This is a genomic window from uncultured Paracoccus sp. (genome assembly GCF_937873615.1).
In the GTDB taxonomy this organism is placed as follows: domain Bacteria; phylum Pseudomonadota; class Alphaproteobacteria; order Rhodobacterales; family Rhodobacteraceae; genus Paracoccus.
Genome location: NZ_CALMYP010000035.1, coordinates 33055 through 49572, shown reverse-complemented (window position 1 = coordinate 49572; position 16518 = coordinate 33055). Strand labels below are relative to the sequence as shown.

Here is a 16518-nt window from a genome sequence, read left to right as displayed (position 1 = left end):
CCGGCCTGGCCGGTCGGAGTTTTGAGGTATCGATGTTCGGCATAGAGCTTGCAGGAACGACCTCGGCGATCGTGACGATCCTTATCATCGCCGGTATGCTGACCCTGTTCGTCCGCGAACAATTTCCGCCCGAGGTCACGGCAATCCTTGGGGCCTCGGTGCTTCTGGTGCTGGGCATCCTCTCGGTCGAGGATGTGCCCAAGGTGCTGGCCAACCCCGCGCCATGGACCATCGCCTTCATGTTCATCATCGTGGGCGGGCTGGTGCGGACCGGGGCGCTCGACTGGATCGGCCAGCACGCGGCGCGCCATGCGAAGCAGAGGCCCTTCGTCACCCTTGCCGGGCTGTCGGCAACGGTGCTGACCATGTCGGCCTTCGTGAACAATACGCCGCTTGTCGTGGTGATGATGCCGATCTTCATGCAATTGGCCCGAGAGTTGAATCAAGCCCCCTCGAAACTGCTGATGCCGCTGTCCTATCTGTCGATCCTGGGCGGCACGGTCACCATGATCGGCACCTCGACCAACCTGCTGGTCGACGGCGTGGCGCGCGCCGCAGGCGAGCCGGCCTTCGGCATCTTCGAAATCACCCCGGTCGGCCTCGCCATGGCCACGGTCGGGCTTGTCTATCTGCTTTTCGTGGCCCCGAAGCTTCTGCCGGAACGCGATTCGATGTCGGCGCTGATGTCCTCGACGCGCTCGAAGATGAAGTTCTTCACCGAGGTCGCCGTGCCCGAGGACAGCACGCTGATCGGCAAGAAGCTGGACGAGGTCGATATCTTCACGCGCGAGAATGCCCGCGTCATCGACGTGCTGCGCGGCGATGCCTCGCTGCGGCGCGATCTGGCGGCGGTGGTGCTGGAACCCGGCGACCGGGTGGTTCTGCGCACGCCGATGACCGAGGTGCTGGGCCTGCAGGGCAACAAGGACCTGCGCATGGTCGACAAGCTGAGCTCGGTCCAGACCAATACGGTCGAGGTGCTGATTACGCCGGGTTGCCACATGATCGGCCGCTCGCTCGGCTCGATGCGCCTGCGCCGGCGTTATGGCGTCTATGTGCTGGCCGCGCATCGCAAGAACCAGAATATCGGTCGTCAGCTTGACGATCTGGTGGTGCGCGTCGGCGATACGCTGCTGCTGGAAGGGGCACCCGCCGATATCCAGCGCCTTGCTGCCGATATGGAGATGGTCGAGATCAGCGCCCCGTCCGAGCGCGCCTTCCGCCGTCGTCACGCCCCCATCGTCGTCGCCGTGCTGGCGGCGGTGGTGATCCTTTCGGCGCTGGATCTGGCGCCGATCCTGCTGCTGGCCTTCCTCGGCGTGGCCGTGGTGCTGGGCACGCGCTGCATCGATGCCGACGAGGCGCTGAGCTTTGTCGACGGTCGCCTGATGGCGCTGATCTTCGCCATGCTGGCGGTTGGGGCGGGGCTGGATCGTTCCGGCTCGGTCGAGCTGGTGGTGAAATGGATTTCGCCGACGCTGGCGAGCCTGCCGAGCTGGGGCTTGATCCTTGCCGTCTATCTGCTGGCCATGGTGCTGACCGAGACGGTGACCAACAATGCCGTCGCCGTCATCGTGACCCCGGTGGCGATCAGCCTTGCGCATTCGCTCGGCGTCGATCCGCGACCGTTGATCATCGCGGTGATGATGGGCGCCTCGGCCAGTTTCGCCACCCCGATTGGCTATCAGACCAATACGCTGGTCTATGGCCCCGGCGGCTATCGCTTCAGCGATTTCATCCGCGTCGGTTTGCCGCTGAACCTGCTTCTGGCGTTGACGGCGGCCTCGGTAATCCCCATCTTCTGGCCTCTGTAAGGAGTAAGCTCATGTCCACCAAACGCTTCCTTGCCGCCGGTCTCGTCACCGCCACGCTGGCCGGTTGTGCGATCCCGAACGATCAGGCCGTTCCCGACCATGTCACCTTTGTCGGAAACCGCCTCAAGGTCACGCTGTCGAACGGGCAGCAATGCTATAGCGACAATATTGCCGGCTCTGCCGCAGGCACATTCGATCACTGCCCGATTCCGATGCGCTACGATGTGCGCATGGCTTCGAGAGCACATCTGGCCACCGGACTGACTGAACCTTATGCCGATATCCTGGTGACCATGCCGGATGGCCGCACATCCCTGATGAAAACGCCGGAATCGCGCAACTGGACCGGCAGCGACGACAACGATTAAGCCATGTTGCGGGCAGTCCAATGCCTGGGATCAGCCTGTGCTGGTCGGGGCGAGAGGATTCGAACCTCCGGCCTACGGTACCCAAAACCGTCGCGCTACCAGGCTGCGCCACGCCCCGACGGATCGCTTCTAACCGCAGTTGCCGTGCAGGGAAAGCCCTATTGGCAAGGTGCGGCGGCGCGGGATTGGTCGAGCCCGGGAAACGCCATTGCCATGCCTTCCTGAAGGCCGAGACGATCCGCCTCGCCCCCCGCGATTTCAAGGATCATCAGACGTTCCGGCTCGGGGTCGCCATCGACATGACCGGGAATCGGGGTCTCGTCCAGGGGCACGGCAGCATGTCGGATATGACGGATGCTGCCCTGCGCATCCATGAAGATCATGTCCAGCGGGATCAGCGTATTGCGCATCCAGAACGCAACCGGGCGCGGCGATTCATAGATGAACAACATGCCACTGAGCGGCGCGAGTTCCTTGCGATACATGAGGCCCTGCGCCCGCTCCTCGGGATCGTCGGCGATCTCGACCCGAATCGCGGCCTCGGCATCGGGAAACAGTGCCAGATCGGGCTGGCACATGGCCGGACCAGCAACAGCAGGACCGGCGCAGATCGTCAGCGAGGCAAAAACCGCGCCGGCTGGCCCTGGCAGTTTACGCATCAAACCCCGAAAACAGGAAGTCATTCCTCGGCAGATCCGGCGGGCGCATTGGCCGTCCGGTCATGCTCCGCCTCGATGCTGCCCCGATCCCATGCGGCGATCTGGGCGGCCATCAGACCACGCCGGCCATCGACGACACGCAGCGCCACCGCCTCGCCGACGCCAAGGTCGGACAGGCCGGACATGCGCAGCACTTCGCAATGCAGGAACACGTCGCCAGGGCGACCGAAGAGGTTGGCAAAGCCGAATCCCTTCGTCTTGTCGAACCACTTCACCCGCGCCGGCTGGAAGGGAATCGCCGCCAGCACTTCGGGCGGCGTATCGGCAAGGTCGCTGATCGGCGGCCCGCCCACCTGTTCTGGCGGTTCGATTGACAGGATCTTGACCGCTTGCAGCCCCCGCGAGGTGTGCTGGACAAGAACGGAGATCCGGGCAAGATCAGCAACAGAGCTTTGGCCGAAATTCCTCAGGACATTGGTATGCAGAAGGATATCGGGACCTTCATCATCGCTTATGATGAAGCCAAACCCCCTTGCCGGGTCGAACCATTTGATCGCCCCATGGACCTCGGTAACAACTGTATCATCGGCTATCGTCATCTTACCGCTTCATACTCGCAGCGCGCTTACGCGCGATACCTATCGATTCACGCTTCCGAGGCGATAGTCACATAACTCTCGGCCATAGTCCCCATCAAAATACATAAGTTGACGTAACGTCAAACATACGCAACATCATACATTTCAAGCATATAGATTGAGCGATCAATCAGGGCGCAAGCCGCGCGACCTGCCATCCCCCTCGCTTTTGCTGGCTATTTTTCACGTCGCTGCCTGCGCGCGACCAGCGAAAACGGTCGTGCAGGCGGAACTGGCCATCAGCCCAGAACTCGATCTGCACCGGTGCGATCCGAAACCCGCCCCAGAACGGCGGCCGGGACGGATTGGGGCCATGCCTCAGCCCCTCGCGGGCTGCCGCCTGCATCAGCGCCGCCCGCGAGGCCAACGGGCGGCTTTGCTGCGAGGCCCAGGCACCGATGCGGCTTTGCAGCGCCCGGCTGGCATAATAGGCATCCGCCTGCGGCCCCTCCTCGCGCGTGACCGTGCCGCGGACGCGAATCTGCCGGCGCAGGGATTTCCAGTGCATCACGAAGGCAGCCTTGCCGCTGGCCGCGATCTGCTTCCCCTTGGCACTTTCATAATTTGTATAGAAGACGAAGGCGCCCTCGCCCGCCCCATGGCTCTCGATTTCTTTCAGCAGAACCATGCGCACATCCGGCAGACCATCGGCATCGACCGTGGCAAGGGCGATGGCGTTGGCATCGTTGGGCTCGATCGCCTCGGCCTCGGCCAGCCAGTTCCGGGCAAGGATGAACGGATCTTCGCCTGCGAATATCCCGTTTCGCGTGCTCATGCTTGATGCCCCCCGGGCTTTGGCCTAATCCTGCCCAAAAGGTAAGACGGAGAGGGACATGTCAAGCAGCGAACGTCAGGGCCTGATGGCCGGTCGCCGGGGTCTGATCATGGGACTGGCCAATGACAAATCCATGGCCTGGGGAATTGCCAAGGCTCTGGCCGCTCAGGGTGCCGAAATCGCGCTCTCCTATCAGGGTGAGGCCATGAAGAAGCGCGCCGAGCCTTTGGCCGCGCAACTTGGCAGCCATTTGCTGTTCGATTGCGACGTGACCGACGAGGATTCGGTCACCCATATGTTCGACGAAATCGGCGCGGCCTGGGGCAAGATCGACTTTCTGGTTCATGCCATCGGCTATTCCGACAAGGAACAGTTGCGCGGGCGTTACCTCGACACGACCCATGCGAATTTCCTCAAGACCATGGATATCTCGGTCTATTCCTTCACCATGGTCGCCCGTCATGCGGCGGCGATGATGAACGAGGGCGGCAGCATGGTCACCCTGACCTATTACGGCGCCGAGCGGGTCATGCCGCATTACAATGTCATGGGCGTGGCCAAGGCAGCGCTGGAGGCCTCGGTGCGCTATATGGCCGAGGATCTGGGCAAGGACGGCATCCGCGTCAACGCCATCTCGGCCGGGCCGATCAAGACGCTGGCGGCCTCGGGGATCGGGGATTTCCGCTATATCCTGAAATGGAACGAGCTGAACTCGCCCCTGCGGCGCAACGTGACCCAGGACGAGGTCGGCAAATCGGCGCTTTACCTGCTGTCGGATCTCGGCAGCGGCGTCACCGGAGAAACCCATCACGTCGATGCCGGCTATCACCTGGTCGGCATGAAGGCCGTGGATGCGCCCGATATCGACGCGGTCTCGGGACGCAAGGACGGCTGATCTGTCGGGCCTCGAACCCTATCTGGCGCTGATCGGGCTGATCACGATCGCCCTGCTGTCGCCGGGCCCGGCGATTGTGGCCGCGATTCAGACCAGCTTTTCGCGCGGTCGCGAAGTGGCTTTGCCCTTCGGCCTCGGCCTTGCGGTCGGGGCCTCGCTCTGGTGCCTGTTCGCGCTTGCCGGGCTGGCGCTGCTGTTCAAGACCTATCCGCCGCTTTATTACTCGGTGAAGATCCTTGGCGGCTTCTATATCATCTGGGTCGCCTGGGGGATGTGGCGGGCCGCGACCTCGCCCCTGCCCGAGGCCGCCGAGAAGCGCTTCGGGCGCGGTTTTCTGGGCGGGGTATTGCTGAACCTGTCGAATCCCAAGCCGGCACTGTTCTATGCCGCGCTGATCCTGCGGCTGTTTCCCGGCCCGCTGACGCTGGCCGGCAATGCCTCGATCTATGCCACCGCGCTGTCGACGGAACTGTTCTGGTATGCGACCGTCACCATCTCGATGTCGACGGCCACCATGCGCCGGCATTACTTCGGGGCCAAGTTCTGGATCGACCGGACCGCCGCAATTGCGCTATTCGCACTGGGTATCCTGCTGATCTTCAAAAGCTGAGAGAATGACATGACCGATGCCGACCGCCTGCCGCATGAAAAAGGGTTCCACGTCAGCTGGGACCAGCTTCACCGGGACGCGCGCGCCCTTGCCTGGCGGCTGGACGGGCGCGAATGGCGCGCCATCGTCGCGGTGACGCGGGGTGGCATGGTGCCGGCGATGATCGTGGCGCGCGAGCTTGATATCCGCGCCATCGACACGATCTCGATCAAGTCCTACAAGGGCAACGGCCCCTCGGATCAGGCCGATCTTCAGGTTCTGAAACAGCCCGATCCGGCGCTGATGGGCGATGGCGACGGCATTCTCGTTATCGACGATCTGGTCGATTCGGGCCGCACGCTGGAACTGATCCGCGAGATGTATCCCAAGGCCCATTTCGCCACCGTCTATGCCAAGCCCAAGGGCAAGCCGATGGTGCAATCCTATGTCACCGAGGTCAGCCAGGACACCTGGATTTTCTTCCCCTGGGACATGGCCCTTCAATATGTCCGCCCATATCGCGGCGACGATTGATCCGTTCGAATCACTGGGTTTTGCGGGCATTCCCGGCCCGCCACCCCGGATTTCACCACTGACGAAAATATGATCCGGAACCTGCGGCGGTGCCTGCGGATTGGTCCGTCGAAGCGGGTGCCGGCGCGGCGCCTGCGCGACCGATCAAGGAGTAGCCATATGCGTAAGATCCTTCTGACCACCGCCCTCGTCCTGCCGCTTGCCGGCCTTGCCTTCGCGCAAAACCAGGCCCCCGCGCCGGACGCCGGTGCCGAAACGGCGATGGAGGCCACGGCAGATGCGGCAGAGGCAACCGCCGACACTGCGGCAGAAGCCGCCGAGGACGCGGCGGACGCAGCCGAGGCCGCCGCTGAAACCGCGACCGAAAATGCCGAGGCCGCGAGCGAATCGGCAGAGGCCGCCGAGGCGGCCACCTTGGAAGCCGAGATGGCCATCAGCGACAAAATCGCCCGCGAGCAGGCCGCCAACGAATTGCGCATCGACTGGGTGACTGGCGCCAGCGTAACCTCTCCCGACGACGAGGCCATCGGCGAGGTGCGCGATGTCATCGTCGATCTCGAATCGGGTCAGGTGATCGCCGCGATCATCGGCGTCGGCGGGCTTCTCGGCATTGGCGAAAAGCAGATCGCGGTGCCCTGGGATCAGTTGACGATCAATTCCGATGCGCAGGAGGTCACCACCGAACTGACCAAGCAGGAGGCCGAGGCCGCGCCGGAATATGTCTTCCGCAAGCGCGAGACCGCCCCGGCACCGGCAGCCGCCGAGCCTGCCGCAAGTGATGCGGCGGCTGCGCCGGCTGACGGCAAGGCCGCGCCGGCACACTGAGGGAACCCGAACCACGCGTGAAAGGCGGCCATAGGGCCGCCCTTTTCCATTCCAGCAAAGCCGTTATCAGTGACAGCTCGGGGTACAGTCGCAACCATCCGGCGTGCAGTCGCAGCCGGGATCGGCATCCGCCTTGCTGGCCTTGCCGAACAACCTGAACACACCGCTACCGCAATCGCAGCTTATGCAGTCCAACCCGTTCCCGACCTTCTCCATGCAACCGCTCTTGCGCGTCTTCTGGTCCTTTTCGGACTCATCCTCGGTCTGCTGCATCCGGACCGCGCGCCGCCGACGGCTCAACTCTGCCGCCGCAACGCGGCAATCGTCAAACCGCCGCCGGATCGCCGGGATCGCGCCGAAAACGCCGTGATCGCGGATGGCGAATTTCACATAGCCCGAACAGCCGGTGCCGCCATGCAGCAGGCTATAGGCGCAGCGATAGCCTTTCTTTCGTGACAGGAAGCGCTGATAGACCCAGATGGCACCGAGTGCGGCTCGATCTGCGACCAGCAGTCTGTCCCTCCCCGGCGGCGAAGCCCTCAACCATTGCCGCGCACGAAGCGCGAGGCCTCCTCGGCGGCGCGTTGCAGGGCGCGGGACTTGTTCACCGTCTCCTGGAACTCGCTTTCCGGGTTGCTGTCATAGACGACACCGCCCCCGGCCTGAATGTAAAGCTGGCCGTCCTTGATGACCCCGGTGCGCAGCGCGATGCACATGTCCATCTCGCCATTGGCGGCGAAATAGCCGACCGCACCGCCATAGACGCCGCGCTTTTCGGGTTCCAGCTCGTCGATGATCTCCATCGCGCGAACCTTCGGCGCACCCGAAACGGTGCCCGCCGGCAGGCCGGCCAGCAGGGCGGAAAGCGCATCCTCGCCCTCGCGCAATTCGCCGATCACGTTCGAGACGATATGCATGACATGGCTGTAGCGTTCGATCACGAATTGCTCGGTCGGGCGCACGGTGCCGATCTTCGCCACCCGGCCGACATCGTTGCGGCCCAGATCGAGCAGCATCAGATGTTCGGCCAGTTCCTTCTGATCGGCCAGCAGGTCGACCTCCAGCGCCCGATCCTCGGCCACGTTGGCACCGCGCGGGCGGGTGCCGGCGATGGGGCGGATGGTCACCTCGCCATCGCGCAGCCGCACCAGAATTTCCGGGCTGGCGCCGACGATCTGGAAGCCGCCTTCCTCGGGCGCGAGGTTCAGGAAGAACATGAAGGGCGAGGGGTTGGTGCGCCGCAGGCTGCGATAAAGCGCGAAGGGCGGCAGCGGGAAATCCATCGCCCAACGCTGCGCCGGCACGACCTGAAAGATATCGCCGGCGCGGATGTAATCCTTCGCGGTTTCCACCGCCGCCAGATAATCCGCATGGGAAAAATTCGAACGCGGCGCGCCGATCTGGCCGGCCCCGCCCATCTCTCGCGGTTCATGCGGCATCCGGTCGAGGCTGCGCAGCGCCTCGGACAGACGTTCGGCGGCCTGCGCATAAGCCGCCCGCGCCGGCAGACCGGAAGCGAACCAGACCGGCGCGCAAAGCGTGACCTCGCCCTTCACCCCGTCCAGAACCGCCACCACCGAGGGGCGCGTCAGCATGGCATCGGGCACCCCGATCGGGTCGGGATTGACGTTCGGCAGATGCTCGACCAGCCGGATCATGTCATAGCCGAGATAGCCGAACAGCCCCGCCGCTGCTGCCGGCACATCGTCAGGCATCTCGATCCGGGTTTCCGCGATCAGCGCCCGCAGGCTTTCCAGCGCCGGGCGTTCGTCATCGGTGAAAGCGTCGGAATAGCGCGCCTCGCGGTTGATCCGGGCGCGACCGGCGCGGCATTCCCAGATCAGGTCGGGCTTCATGCCGATGATGGAATAGCGCCCGCGCACCTCTCCGCCGGTGACGCTTTCCAGCACGAAGCTGTTCGGCGCCGCCTCGGCCAGCTTCAGCATCAGGCTGACCGGGGTGTCCAGATCCGCCGCAAGGCGCAGCGTCAGAAGCTGGTTGCGGCCCGCTGCCCAACCGGGGGCGAAGGCCTCGAAATCCGGGGCGATCTGCATGGTCACATCCGCGATTCGACGGCGGCCATGGCCGCCTGATTGAGCGTCACCCCGCTTTCGGTCTGCACCGCGCGGGAATAGTAATCGAAAAGATCCGCCGACAGCGAGGTATCGAGCTTCTGGCCAAGCGAGGTCTTCACCTCGCCCGCGACATCGCTGTCGAGCGCGGCGGGCTCCACCCGGTCGACCCGGATCAGCGCCACGCGACCGCCATCGTCCAGCACCTCGGTCTCGCCTTCCTTCAGCGTGAACGCCTCGGCGATCAGGCCGGGCGGGGCCGTTTCCAGCCAGCCATCGCGCAGAAGCCCGGTCTCGACCTGCCATTTCGAGGCAAGCGCCGCCGGGGCTTCCGGCGCGGCAAGCTCCGTTGCGGCATCGGCTTCCGTCGCGGCGGCGGCAGCAGCCGGATCGGCAGCCGGGGCGACGACCTGCGGCATGGTCTCGGAGACGGCCTGAAGCTTCATCTCCTCGCCAAGCGCGACCAGCTGGCGATGGGTTTCGGCACCGGCCCAATCGGCGGCCACGGCCTCGCGCACATCGGCGAAGGGGATCAGCGCCGGCGGCACCACCTCGTCGAGGCGCAGGGCGAAGACGCCGCCATCGTCCAGCTCGAAAAGTTCGGGGTAATCGCTGTCGGTGACCGCCGCCGCATGTTCGCGGAAGGCCTCGTAGCCGCCGATTTCGCCGGGGGTCGGCGCGCTTTCGGCACGCCAGTCGATCTGGCCCAGATCCATGTCGGTTTCCTTGGCCACATCCTCCAGCGTCGAGCCACCCGCCAGCAGGTCCTCGATCTCGGGGGCGCGGTCGGCGATCAGCCGGCGGGCGCGGTCGGCGGCGGCTTCGGCGCGCAGATCGGGCAGCGCCTCCTCGAAGCTGACATTGATCGGGTCGAGAATGGCATTGACCGCAAACAGCGCCGGGCCGAGATCGCTCTCCACCGGCCCGACCACGCCATTATCTGCGGCGGCAAAGACGGCTTCGCCCGCCGCCCCCAGATCGCTGGCGCTGACCTCTCCCAATTCGGTATCGGCAAGCGTCAGCCCGCGTTCCTGCGCCAGCCCTTCGAAGCTGACCTCGCCGGCATCCAGCCGGGTTCTGGCGGCCTGCGCGGCCTCGGTGCTTTCAAAGACCAGCCGGCCGACCATGCGGCGTTCGGGCTGGACATATTCGTCCAGCTTGGAATCGTAGATCTCGCGCAGCGCGGCCTCGTCCAGCTCGACCGTATCGGCCAGCATTTCGGGCGTCAGCCAGACATAGGTGATCCTGCGGATCTCGGGCGCAGTAAAGCGGTCGGCATTGGCCTGATGCCAGGCTTCCAGCGTCGCCTCGTCGGCGGGGGTGATCGGCGCGGCCAGATCGGCGGCGGTCAGTTCCTGCCACGAGATGTCGCGCCGTTCCAACAGCCAGCCGGCACCCAGATCGACCTGCGCCGCCGGGGCCGAAACGCCGGTCATGACCCCGCCCTGAATGATCAGCGCGCCGACCTCGGAACGGACATTGGTTTCATAGCCTTCCTCGGTCAGGCCCTGCCGGCGCAGGGTCTCGGTATAGGCGGCGCGGTTGAAACCGCCCGGCCCCTGGAACGAGGGATCCTGCGTGATCGCCTGGGCCACATTCTGATCGCCGACCGAAACACCGATCTTGCGCGCCTCCTCTTGCAGGGCCGCGCGGGTGAAAAGCTGCGCCTGCACCGCCTGAACCAGCCCGATCCCGCGCGCCTGTTCGATGGTCATCCGCTGCCCGATCTGTGCCGAGAACTGGTTCATCTGGTTCTGCAACGCGCGGCCATAGGTCTGGGCGTCGATCTCGGTCTCGCCGACGCTTCCGACCTCGGTCGAGCCGCCCGTGAACGAGGTGACCCCGAAGCCGCCGAGGCCGAGCAGCAGCATCCCCATCAGAATCCAGACAATCGTGGATTTTCCCTTGGTGCGCAGGCTGCTCATCGGTGGTCTTCCTTCGTGATGTCGGCAGGGTTGTAGGCCGCGCCGCCCCCCGCTTCAAGGGCGGAAGGCGCGGGCCGGGGCGTCAGACATGCCATTCGGCCAGCCGCCCCGCCAGCGCGGCAATGCCGGCGGCATCGACATTGGCAAAGGCGATGCGCAGATGCCGCGTCCCCTGCCCCTCGGGCATGAACATGGTGCCGGGCAGCATCAGCACCCCGGCCTCGGCCACCAGCCGCCGCGCCAGTTGATCCGAGGGCAGATCCTGCGGATGTTCGATCCAGGCGAAATAGGCCCCGGCCGAGACGATGTTCCAGCCCTCGATCTGGTCCATGGCCGCGATCATGGCCGCCCGCCGCGACAGGATCTCGGCCCGTTCGCCGGCCAGCCAGTCACCCAGGTTGCGCAGGCCCCATTCCGCCCCGATCTGGCCGATCTGGCTGGTCGAGATGGCGACGGTATCGAGAAACTTCTCCAGCTCTGCCATGCGCGCCGGCCCGGTCAGCACGGCGCCGACCCGGTGCCCGGTCAGCCGGAACGCCTTGGAGAAGCTGTAGAGCTGGATCAGCGTATCCCCGGCACCCTCGCGCGACAGCAGGTCATGCGGCGCGCCCGCGCGGCTGTCGAAATCGCGATAGGTCTCGTCGACGATCAGCGCCAGCGCGCGTTCGCGGGCGAGATCGAAGAAGGCGGCAAGGGTTTGGGCCGGATATTCGGCGCCGGTCGGATTGTTGGGGCTGACCAGCACAATGGCGCGGGTCCGGTCCGAGATCAGCGCGGCGGCATCCTGCGCGCGCGGGACCATGTCGGGACCGCAGGCCAGCGGCACCGCGCGGATGCCCTGCATGTCGAGCCACATCTTGTGATTGAAATACCACGGCACCGGCAGGATGATCTCGTCCCCCGCGCCCGCCAGGGTCGAGACGGTGGCGCAAAAGGCTTGATTGCAACCCTGCGTGATCGCGATCCGCTCGGGCCCCAGGGGCGTGGCGTAGAAACGCGACCAGCTTTCCGCCAAGCTCGCGCGCAGATCGGCATTGCCCAGCACCGGCCCGTAAAGATGCGCCTCGGGCCGGTTCAGCGCCGCCTCGGCCATGACCCGGCGCAGGCCTTCGGGCGGCGGATCGACGGGGGCGGCCTGACTGACATTGATCAGCGGGCGATGGGGCGGGAAGCTTGCCCCTTCCAGCCAGCGCCGCGCCTCCATCACCGGGGGCGCGAAGGTCGCGGCGATGGCCGGGTTGACCGGCGCGGGGCGGGTCACGGCTGGCCCGACAGCGAAAGCGACGGAATGCCCAGATCGGGGGCCGGATAGCCCATAGCTTCGGGCGCAGGCGCTGATTGGGGCATATCGGCTTCGGTCACGGGTTCCGCGACCGCTTGCGCGACCTGTTCGACAATGGGTTCGGGCGCAGGGGCGGGTTTCGGCACGACGGCGGGCAACATCACCGGCTCTGGCACGGCCTCGACCAGATCGGCCGCCGAGACCTCGGGCAGAACCTCCCCTGTATCGGCGCTGGCTGCCGGTTCGGCGGCTTCCGCCGGAAGCTCCTCGACCACATCTGCTGCGGCGGGCGGCGGCGGCACGGTTTCGCGCGCCGGGTCCGGCGCTTCCAGCACCGGGGCCGAAGGCCGGGTCGTTTGCGGGCTGGCCTCGACCGGGGGGGCGCTTTCCATCGCAGTATCATCCTCGACCGGGCTGGCCGTCGCCTCGGTCCCGGTCTGGGCGGCAGGCATGTCGCCGGCGGTCACACCGGCATGCGCAGGCTCTGGCGAGCGGATGTCGACAGGCGCTTCCGGCCGTGCGGCAAGGCGCGTCCCGGGCAAGGTCTCGGCACCCGGAAGCACGGTTCGCTCTGCCTCGTCGGGGGTCGTGGGCGCGGCGCGCGAGGCGGCGGCCAGCCCTGCATCCCGGGCAGGCTCGGTCGGGCGGGCCGGGTTCGGCTGGCTTTCCGGCTGCGCGGCATCGACCGCGGGCGCCGTCACCTGAAGCGGCGATTCGTCGCCCAGCTGCGGCGCTTCGGTCTGATCCTGCGTATCGGGGCGGGTCGCCGGGCCGGTCGGTTGGGGCTGGCTTTCCGTGCGCGGCAAGGCGACCTCGACCACCTGACCGGCCAGCGATGGGGCACTGGAGGAAGCGGGCAGCGATGGCGGCTGATCCTCGGTCCGGGCGAATTCCGATCCGGTCGGCGGGCCCATCTGCATTTCTGACAAGGGGGTGTCGGCATTTTCCTCGGCTGGCGCCGCGGCCTGCACCTCCTGCACCGGCGCCTCGGTCGGCTGCGGGTCGACACTTGCAACCGGCGCCTCGCCACCCTCGACCGGGGCCGTCTCGCGCAGCGGGAAAGCCAGCGACAGGCCAGCCAGCACGGCCACGCCGATGAGCGAGCCATGAAGGACCCCACGCCCGATTCCGTCCGTTCTTGCCATTACCGCCCCATTTCTCGCATCACCCGGCTTGCCCCGCCCGGCCATTTCGCACATCTATAAGACCTGATCCCACCGGGATCACCCCATTTTGCGACGAAGTGACATGATCCTGCTTATCGACAATTACGACAGCTTCACCTGGAACCTCGTCCATTACCTTGGCGAGGAGGGTGCCGACGTCCAGGTCCATCGCAACGACCGTATCACCGTCGAGGAGGCGTTGGCGATGCAGCCCTCGGGCATCGTCATCTCTCCCGGCCCCTGCGATCCGGCCCGCGCCGGCATCTGTCTGGACCTGATCCGGGCGGTGGCCAAGCGCGGCGATCTTCCGCTTTTCGGCGTCTGCCTGGGCCATCAGGCCATTGGCGAGGCCTTTGGCGGCCGCATCACCCGGGCCGAACGCATCATGCATGGCAAGGTCGATGAGATCCTCCATGATCAGAGCGGCGTCTTCGAAGGCCTGCCGACGCCATTGAAAGCCACGCGCTATCATTCGCTGACCATTGCCCCCGACAGCCTGCCGAATGCGCTGCGCGTCACGGCGCGGGCGCCGGATGGCACCATCATGGGGGTGATCCATAACGATCTGCCCATTGAAGGGGTGCAGTTCCATCCCGAATCCATCGCCTCGGAGCACGGCCATGCCATGATCCGCAACTTCCTGAAACGCTGCCGAGCCCCGGAACCCGCATGACCGCCGATATCCGCCCGCTGATCGGGATCGCCGCCGAACGCCCCCTGACCCAGGACGAGGCCGACACCGCATTCGCCGCGCTGTTCGAGGGCGCGGCCACGCCGGCCCAGATCGGCGGGCTGCTGATGGCGATGCGGGTGCGGGGCGAAACCGTCGATGAAATCGCTGCCGCCACCCGGGCCATGCGGGCGCGGATGAACCGGATTACGGCACCGAAGGGCGCGATGGATATCGTCGGCACCGGCGGCGACGGGCGCAAGACGCTGAACATCTCGACCGCCGCCGCCATTGTCGTGGCCGGTGCCGGGGTGCCGGTCGCCAAGCATGGCAACAAGGCGCTGTCATCGAAATCCGGTTCCGCCGATGCGCTGACCGAGCTTGGCATCAACATCATGGCCACGCCCGAACAGTCGCAGGCGGCGCTGGATCGGGCCGGGATCTGCTTCATGATGGCGCCGGTCCATCACCCGGCCATGCGCCATGTCGGCCCGGCAAGGGCCGAGCTGGGGACGCGCACCGTCTTCAACCTGCTTGGCCCGCTGACCAACCCGGCCGGCGTGTTGCGCCAGTTGACCGGGACGTTCGACGCCGCCTGGTGCCGCCCCATGGCCGAGACCCTGCGCGAACTGGGCTCCGAACATGCCTGGCTGCTCCACGGCTCGGACGGCACCGACGAGTTGGCGATCTCGGGCGACAGTTTCGTGGTCGAGCTGAAGGGTGGCGCAATCCGCGAATTCACCGTCACGCCCGAGGATGCCGGCCTGCCGCGCCACGATTTCAGCGAGATTCTGGGCGGCGATGCCAGCCATAATGCCGCCGCCGCCCGCGCCATTCTGGACGGGGCGAAAAACGGCTATCGCGACGCGGTGCTGCTGAACGCCGCCGCCGCCCTGCTGGTCGCGGGCCGCGCAAGCGATCTGCGCGAGGGCGCAAGGCTGGCCGCCGAAAGCATCGATTCGGGCGCGGCCAAGGCCCGGCTGGAGGCCCTGGGCAAGGCCGTGCCCCTGTGATCCCGCCCGCGCCCTGGGCCGATCTGCCGTTTTTCCAAACCGACTGGCCCGCAATCCGCGCGCGCCTGACCGGCCTCGATTTCCTGCCCGGCCCCGATGCGATCTTCCGGGCGCTGGAACTGACGCCGCCAGAAAAGGTTCGCGTGGTCATCCTCGGTCAGGATCCCTATCCGACGCCGGGCCATGCCGACGGGCTGGCCTTCTCGGTCACGCCGAAGACCGCCCTGCCCCGATCCTTGAACAATATTTTCAAGGAGATGCATTCCGATCTTGGAAAAATTCCGGCGAATGGCGACCTCGGCCACTGGGCCCGGCAGGGGGTGCTGCTGCTGAACACCTCGCTGTCGGTCCTGCCCGGCGCGGCGGGCGCCCATGCGAAATGGGGCTGGGACCGGCTGGCCCGGCAGGCGGTCGAGGCGGCGCAGCGCGACCGGCCACTGGCCTATATCCTCTGGGGCAATCACGCGCAAAAGGCCCTGTCGGGGCTGGCGCGACCGCAGGATCTGCTGATCGAGACCGCCCACCCGTCGCCGCTTTCGGCCCGGCGCGGCTTTTTCGGATCCCGCCCCTTCTCGCGCGTCAATGGCTGGCTGCGCAAACAGGGCGCCGCCCCGATCGACTGGGCCGGGACCTAGCCACCGATCAAACGGACAAGCGCCGTCAACGCATGGCTGCTGCGCCGGGCGATCTCGGCTTCCGAAGGCACCGGAACCTCGCCGATGACCCGGCGGATCTGCTGATCGCCGATCAGCAGGCCCAGATATTCCTCGACCGCCTGCGCCGGATCGTGACCCGTGTCACGGCACAGCCCCGCCATCACCCGCGCCAGCAGAGGCTGGATTTCACCCCGCCCGCCGCTGGAGATCGCGGCACCGAGCTGCCCGCTCGGGTCCGCCGCCGCCGCCCGGTTCAGCAGGATCGCACGCTCGCCCAGCAACATGCGCAGGAAGACCGGGCCAAGCTGCGACAGCGCCTCCAACGGCGGCGCATCGCTCGCAAGCGCCCGTTCCAGCTGATCGCGGATCGCGGCGGCATTGTCGCGCACCATGGCCAGAAACAGCCCGTCCTTGTCGCCATACCAGCGATAAAGCGTCTCGTTCGAGGCCTTCGCCCGCTGCGCCACCCGCAGCATCGTCGTGCCCGAATAGCCATGCGAGTCGAGCAGCGCATAGGCAGCCGCCGCAATTTCCTCGTGTCGTTTCTGCCGCTTCTCGTCGCGCATCCTGCCCTCGCTTTTTTGCCTTGATTAAAACCGTATCTTTTTATACGCAAAGCTACAAGCGTACACATTAT

The 16518-nt window shown here is 66.0% G+C and carries 18 protein-coding genes and 1 tRNA gene; 9 read left to right on the top strand and 10 right to left on the bottom strand.

Annotated elements, in window-relative coordinates:
* Positions 1-32 precede the first annotated feature (32 nt).
* Together Q0330_RS09810 and Q0330_RS09805 are read left to right on the top strand one after the other, a co-directional pair.
* Entirely contained in the window at positions 33-1814 is a 1782-nt protein-coding gene (locus tag Q0330_RS09810) for an SLC13 family permease (protein ID WP_299478025.1), read from the top strand.
* 11 nt (positions 1815-1825) lie between these two features.
* Positions 1826-2182: a hypothetical protein gene (locus tag Q0330_RS09805; RefSeq protein WP_299478022.1), complete on the top strand. Its 357-nt coding sequence runs from the start codon at positions 1826-1828 to the stop codon at positions 2180-2182.
* Between the two features lie 41 nt (positions 2183-2223).
* On the opposite strand, the gene Q0330_RS09800 is transcribed toward Q0330_RS09805, so the two are convergent.
* From Q0330_RS09800 to pdxH, 4 genes are all read right to left on the bottom strand, one after another.
* Positions 2224-2300: transfer RNA gene (locus Q0330_RS09800), tRNA-Pro, on the bottom strand.
* A gap of 40 nt (positions 2301-2340) precedes the next feature.
* The gene (locus Q0330_RS09795; protein WP_299478019.1) at positions 2341-2841 is read right to left on the bottom strand and encodes a DUF192 domain-containing protein; all 501 of its coding nucleotides are present in this window, start codon (positions 2839-2841) and stop codon (positions 2341-2343) included.
* Positions 2842-2861: 20 nt separating this feature from the next.
* Positions 2862-3440 (bottom strand): cold-shock protein, encoded by a 579-nt coding sequence (locus Q0330_RS09790; RefSeq protein WP_299478016.1) that lies wholly within the window; start codon positions 3438-3440, stop codon positions 2862-2864.
* A 169-nt stretch (positions 3441-3609) separates the two neighbouring features.
* Positions 3610-4254: a pyridoxamine 5'-phosphate oxidase gene (pdxH, locus tag Q0330_RS09785; RefSeq protein ID WP_299478013.1), complete on the bottom strand. Its 645-nt coding sequence runs from the start codon at positions 4252-4254 to the stop codon at positions 3610-3612.
* 58 nt (positions 4255-4312) lie between these two features.
* On the opposite strand from pdxH, the gene fabI reads away from it, so the two are divergent.
* The 4 genes from fabI (at position 4313) to Q0330_RS09765 (ending at position 7097) form a co-directional block, all read left to right on the top strand.
* Positions 4313-5149, top strand: coding sequence for an enoyl-ACP reductase FabI (fabI, locus tag Q0330_RS09780; RefSeq protein WP_299478010.1), 837 nt, complete (start codon positions 4313-4315; stop codon positions 5147-5149).
* Positions 5106-5759, top strand: a complete 654-nt coding sequence (locus Q0330_RS09775) for a LysE family translocator (protein WP_299478007.1) — start codon at positions 5106-5108, stop codon at positions 5757-5759. Before fabI ends, Q0330_RS09775 begins: the two co-directional genes overlap by 44 nt.
* A 9-nt stretch (positions 5760-5768) precedes the next feature.
* Entirely contained in the window at positions 5769-6272 is a 504-nt protein-coding gene (gene gpt, locus Q0330_RS09770) for a xanthine phosphoribosyltransferase (RefSeq protein WP_299478004.1), read from the top strand.
* A 159-nt stretch (positions 6273-6431) separates the two neighbouring features.
* The gene (locus tag Q0330_RS09765; protein WP_299478001.1) at positions 6432-7097 is read left to right on the top strand and encodes a PRC-barrel domain-containing protein; all 666 of its coding nucleotides are present in this window, start codon (positions 6432-6434) and stop codon (positions 7095-7097) included.
* Positions 7098-7163: 66 nt separating this feature from the next.
* Here the strand turns inward: Q0330_RS09765 and yidD are convergent, their stop codons facing one another.
* The 5 genes from yidD to Q0330_RS09740 form a co-directional block, all read right to left on the bottom strand.
* Complete coding sequence (gene yidD, locus Q0330_RS09760) at positions 7164-7640, bottom strand: membrane protein insertion efficiency factor YidD (protein ID WP_299477998.1); 477 nt, start codon at positions 7638-7640, stop codon at positions 7164-7166.
* A complete protein-coding gene (gene trpE, locus Q0330_RS09755) occupies positions 7637-9151 on the bottom strand; it encodes an anthranilate synthase component I (protein ID WP_299477995.1) in 1515 nt (504 codons plus the stop codon). The genes yidD and trpE overlap by 4 nt, the downstream gene beginning before the upstream one ends.
* A gap of 2 nt (positions 9152-9153) precedes the next feature.
* Entirely contained in the window at positions 9154-11094 is a 1941-nt protein-coding gene (locus Q0330_RS09750) for a SurA N-terminal domain-containing protein (protein WP_299477992.1), read from the bottom strand.
* 82 nt (positions 11095-11176) lie between these two features.
* On the bottom strand, positions 11177-12355 hold the full coding sequence (locus tag Q0330_RS09745) for an aminotransferase (RefSeq protein WP_299477989.1): 1179 nt from the start codon (positions 12353-12355) through the stop codon (positions 11177-11179).
* Positions 12352-13521, bottom strand: coding sequence for a hypothetical protein (locus tag Q0330_RS09740; RefSeq protein WP_299477986.1), 1170 nt, complete (start codon positions 13519-13521; stop codon positions 12352-12354). Before Q0330_RS09740 ends, Q0330_RS09745 begins: the two co-directional genes overlap by 4 nt.
* 103 nt (positions 13522-13624) lie before the next feature.
* Between Q0330_RS09740 and Q0330_RS09735 the strand changes: the two genes are divergently transcribed.
* Genes Q0330_RS09735 through Q0330_RS09725 form a run of 3 tightly spaced genes read left to right on the top strand, consistent with a single transcriptional unit; the run spans position 13625 to position 15860 of the window.
* Complete coding sequence (locus tag Q0330_RS09735) at positions 13625-14215, top strand: aminodeoxychorismate/anthranilate synthase component II (protein WP_299477983.1); 591 nt, start codon at positions 13625-13627, stop codon at positions 14213-14215.
* Positions 14212-15225, top strand: a complete 1014-nt coding sequence (gene trpD / locus Q0330_RS09730) for an anthranilate phosphoribosyltransferase (RefSeq protein WP_299477980.1) — start codon at positions 14212-14214, stop codon at positions 15223-15225. Before Q0330_RS09735 ends, trpD begins: the two co-directional genes overlap by 4 nt.
* Positions 15222-15860 carry a uracil-DNA glycosylase gene (locus tag Q0330_RS09725; protein ID WP_299477977.1) on the top strand — a complete coding sequence of 213 codons (639 nt, stop codon included), beginning with the start codon at positions 15222-15224 and terminating at the stop codon, positions 15858-15860. The genes trpD and Q0330_RS09725 overlap by 4 nt, the downstream gene beginning before the upstream one ends.
* On the opposite strand, the gene Q0330_RS09720 is transcribed toward Q0330_RS09725, so the two are convergent.
* The gene (locus Q0330_RS09720) at positions 15857-16447 is read right to left on the bottom strand and encodes a TetR/AcrR family transcriptional regulator (RefSeq protein WP_299477974.1); all 591 of its coding nucleotides are present in this window, start codon (positions 16445-16447) and stop codon (positions 15857-15859) included. The genes Q0330_RS09725 and Q0330_RS09720 overlap by 4 nt on opposite strands.
* Between the last annotated feature and the right edge of the window lie 71 nt (positions 16448-16518).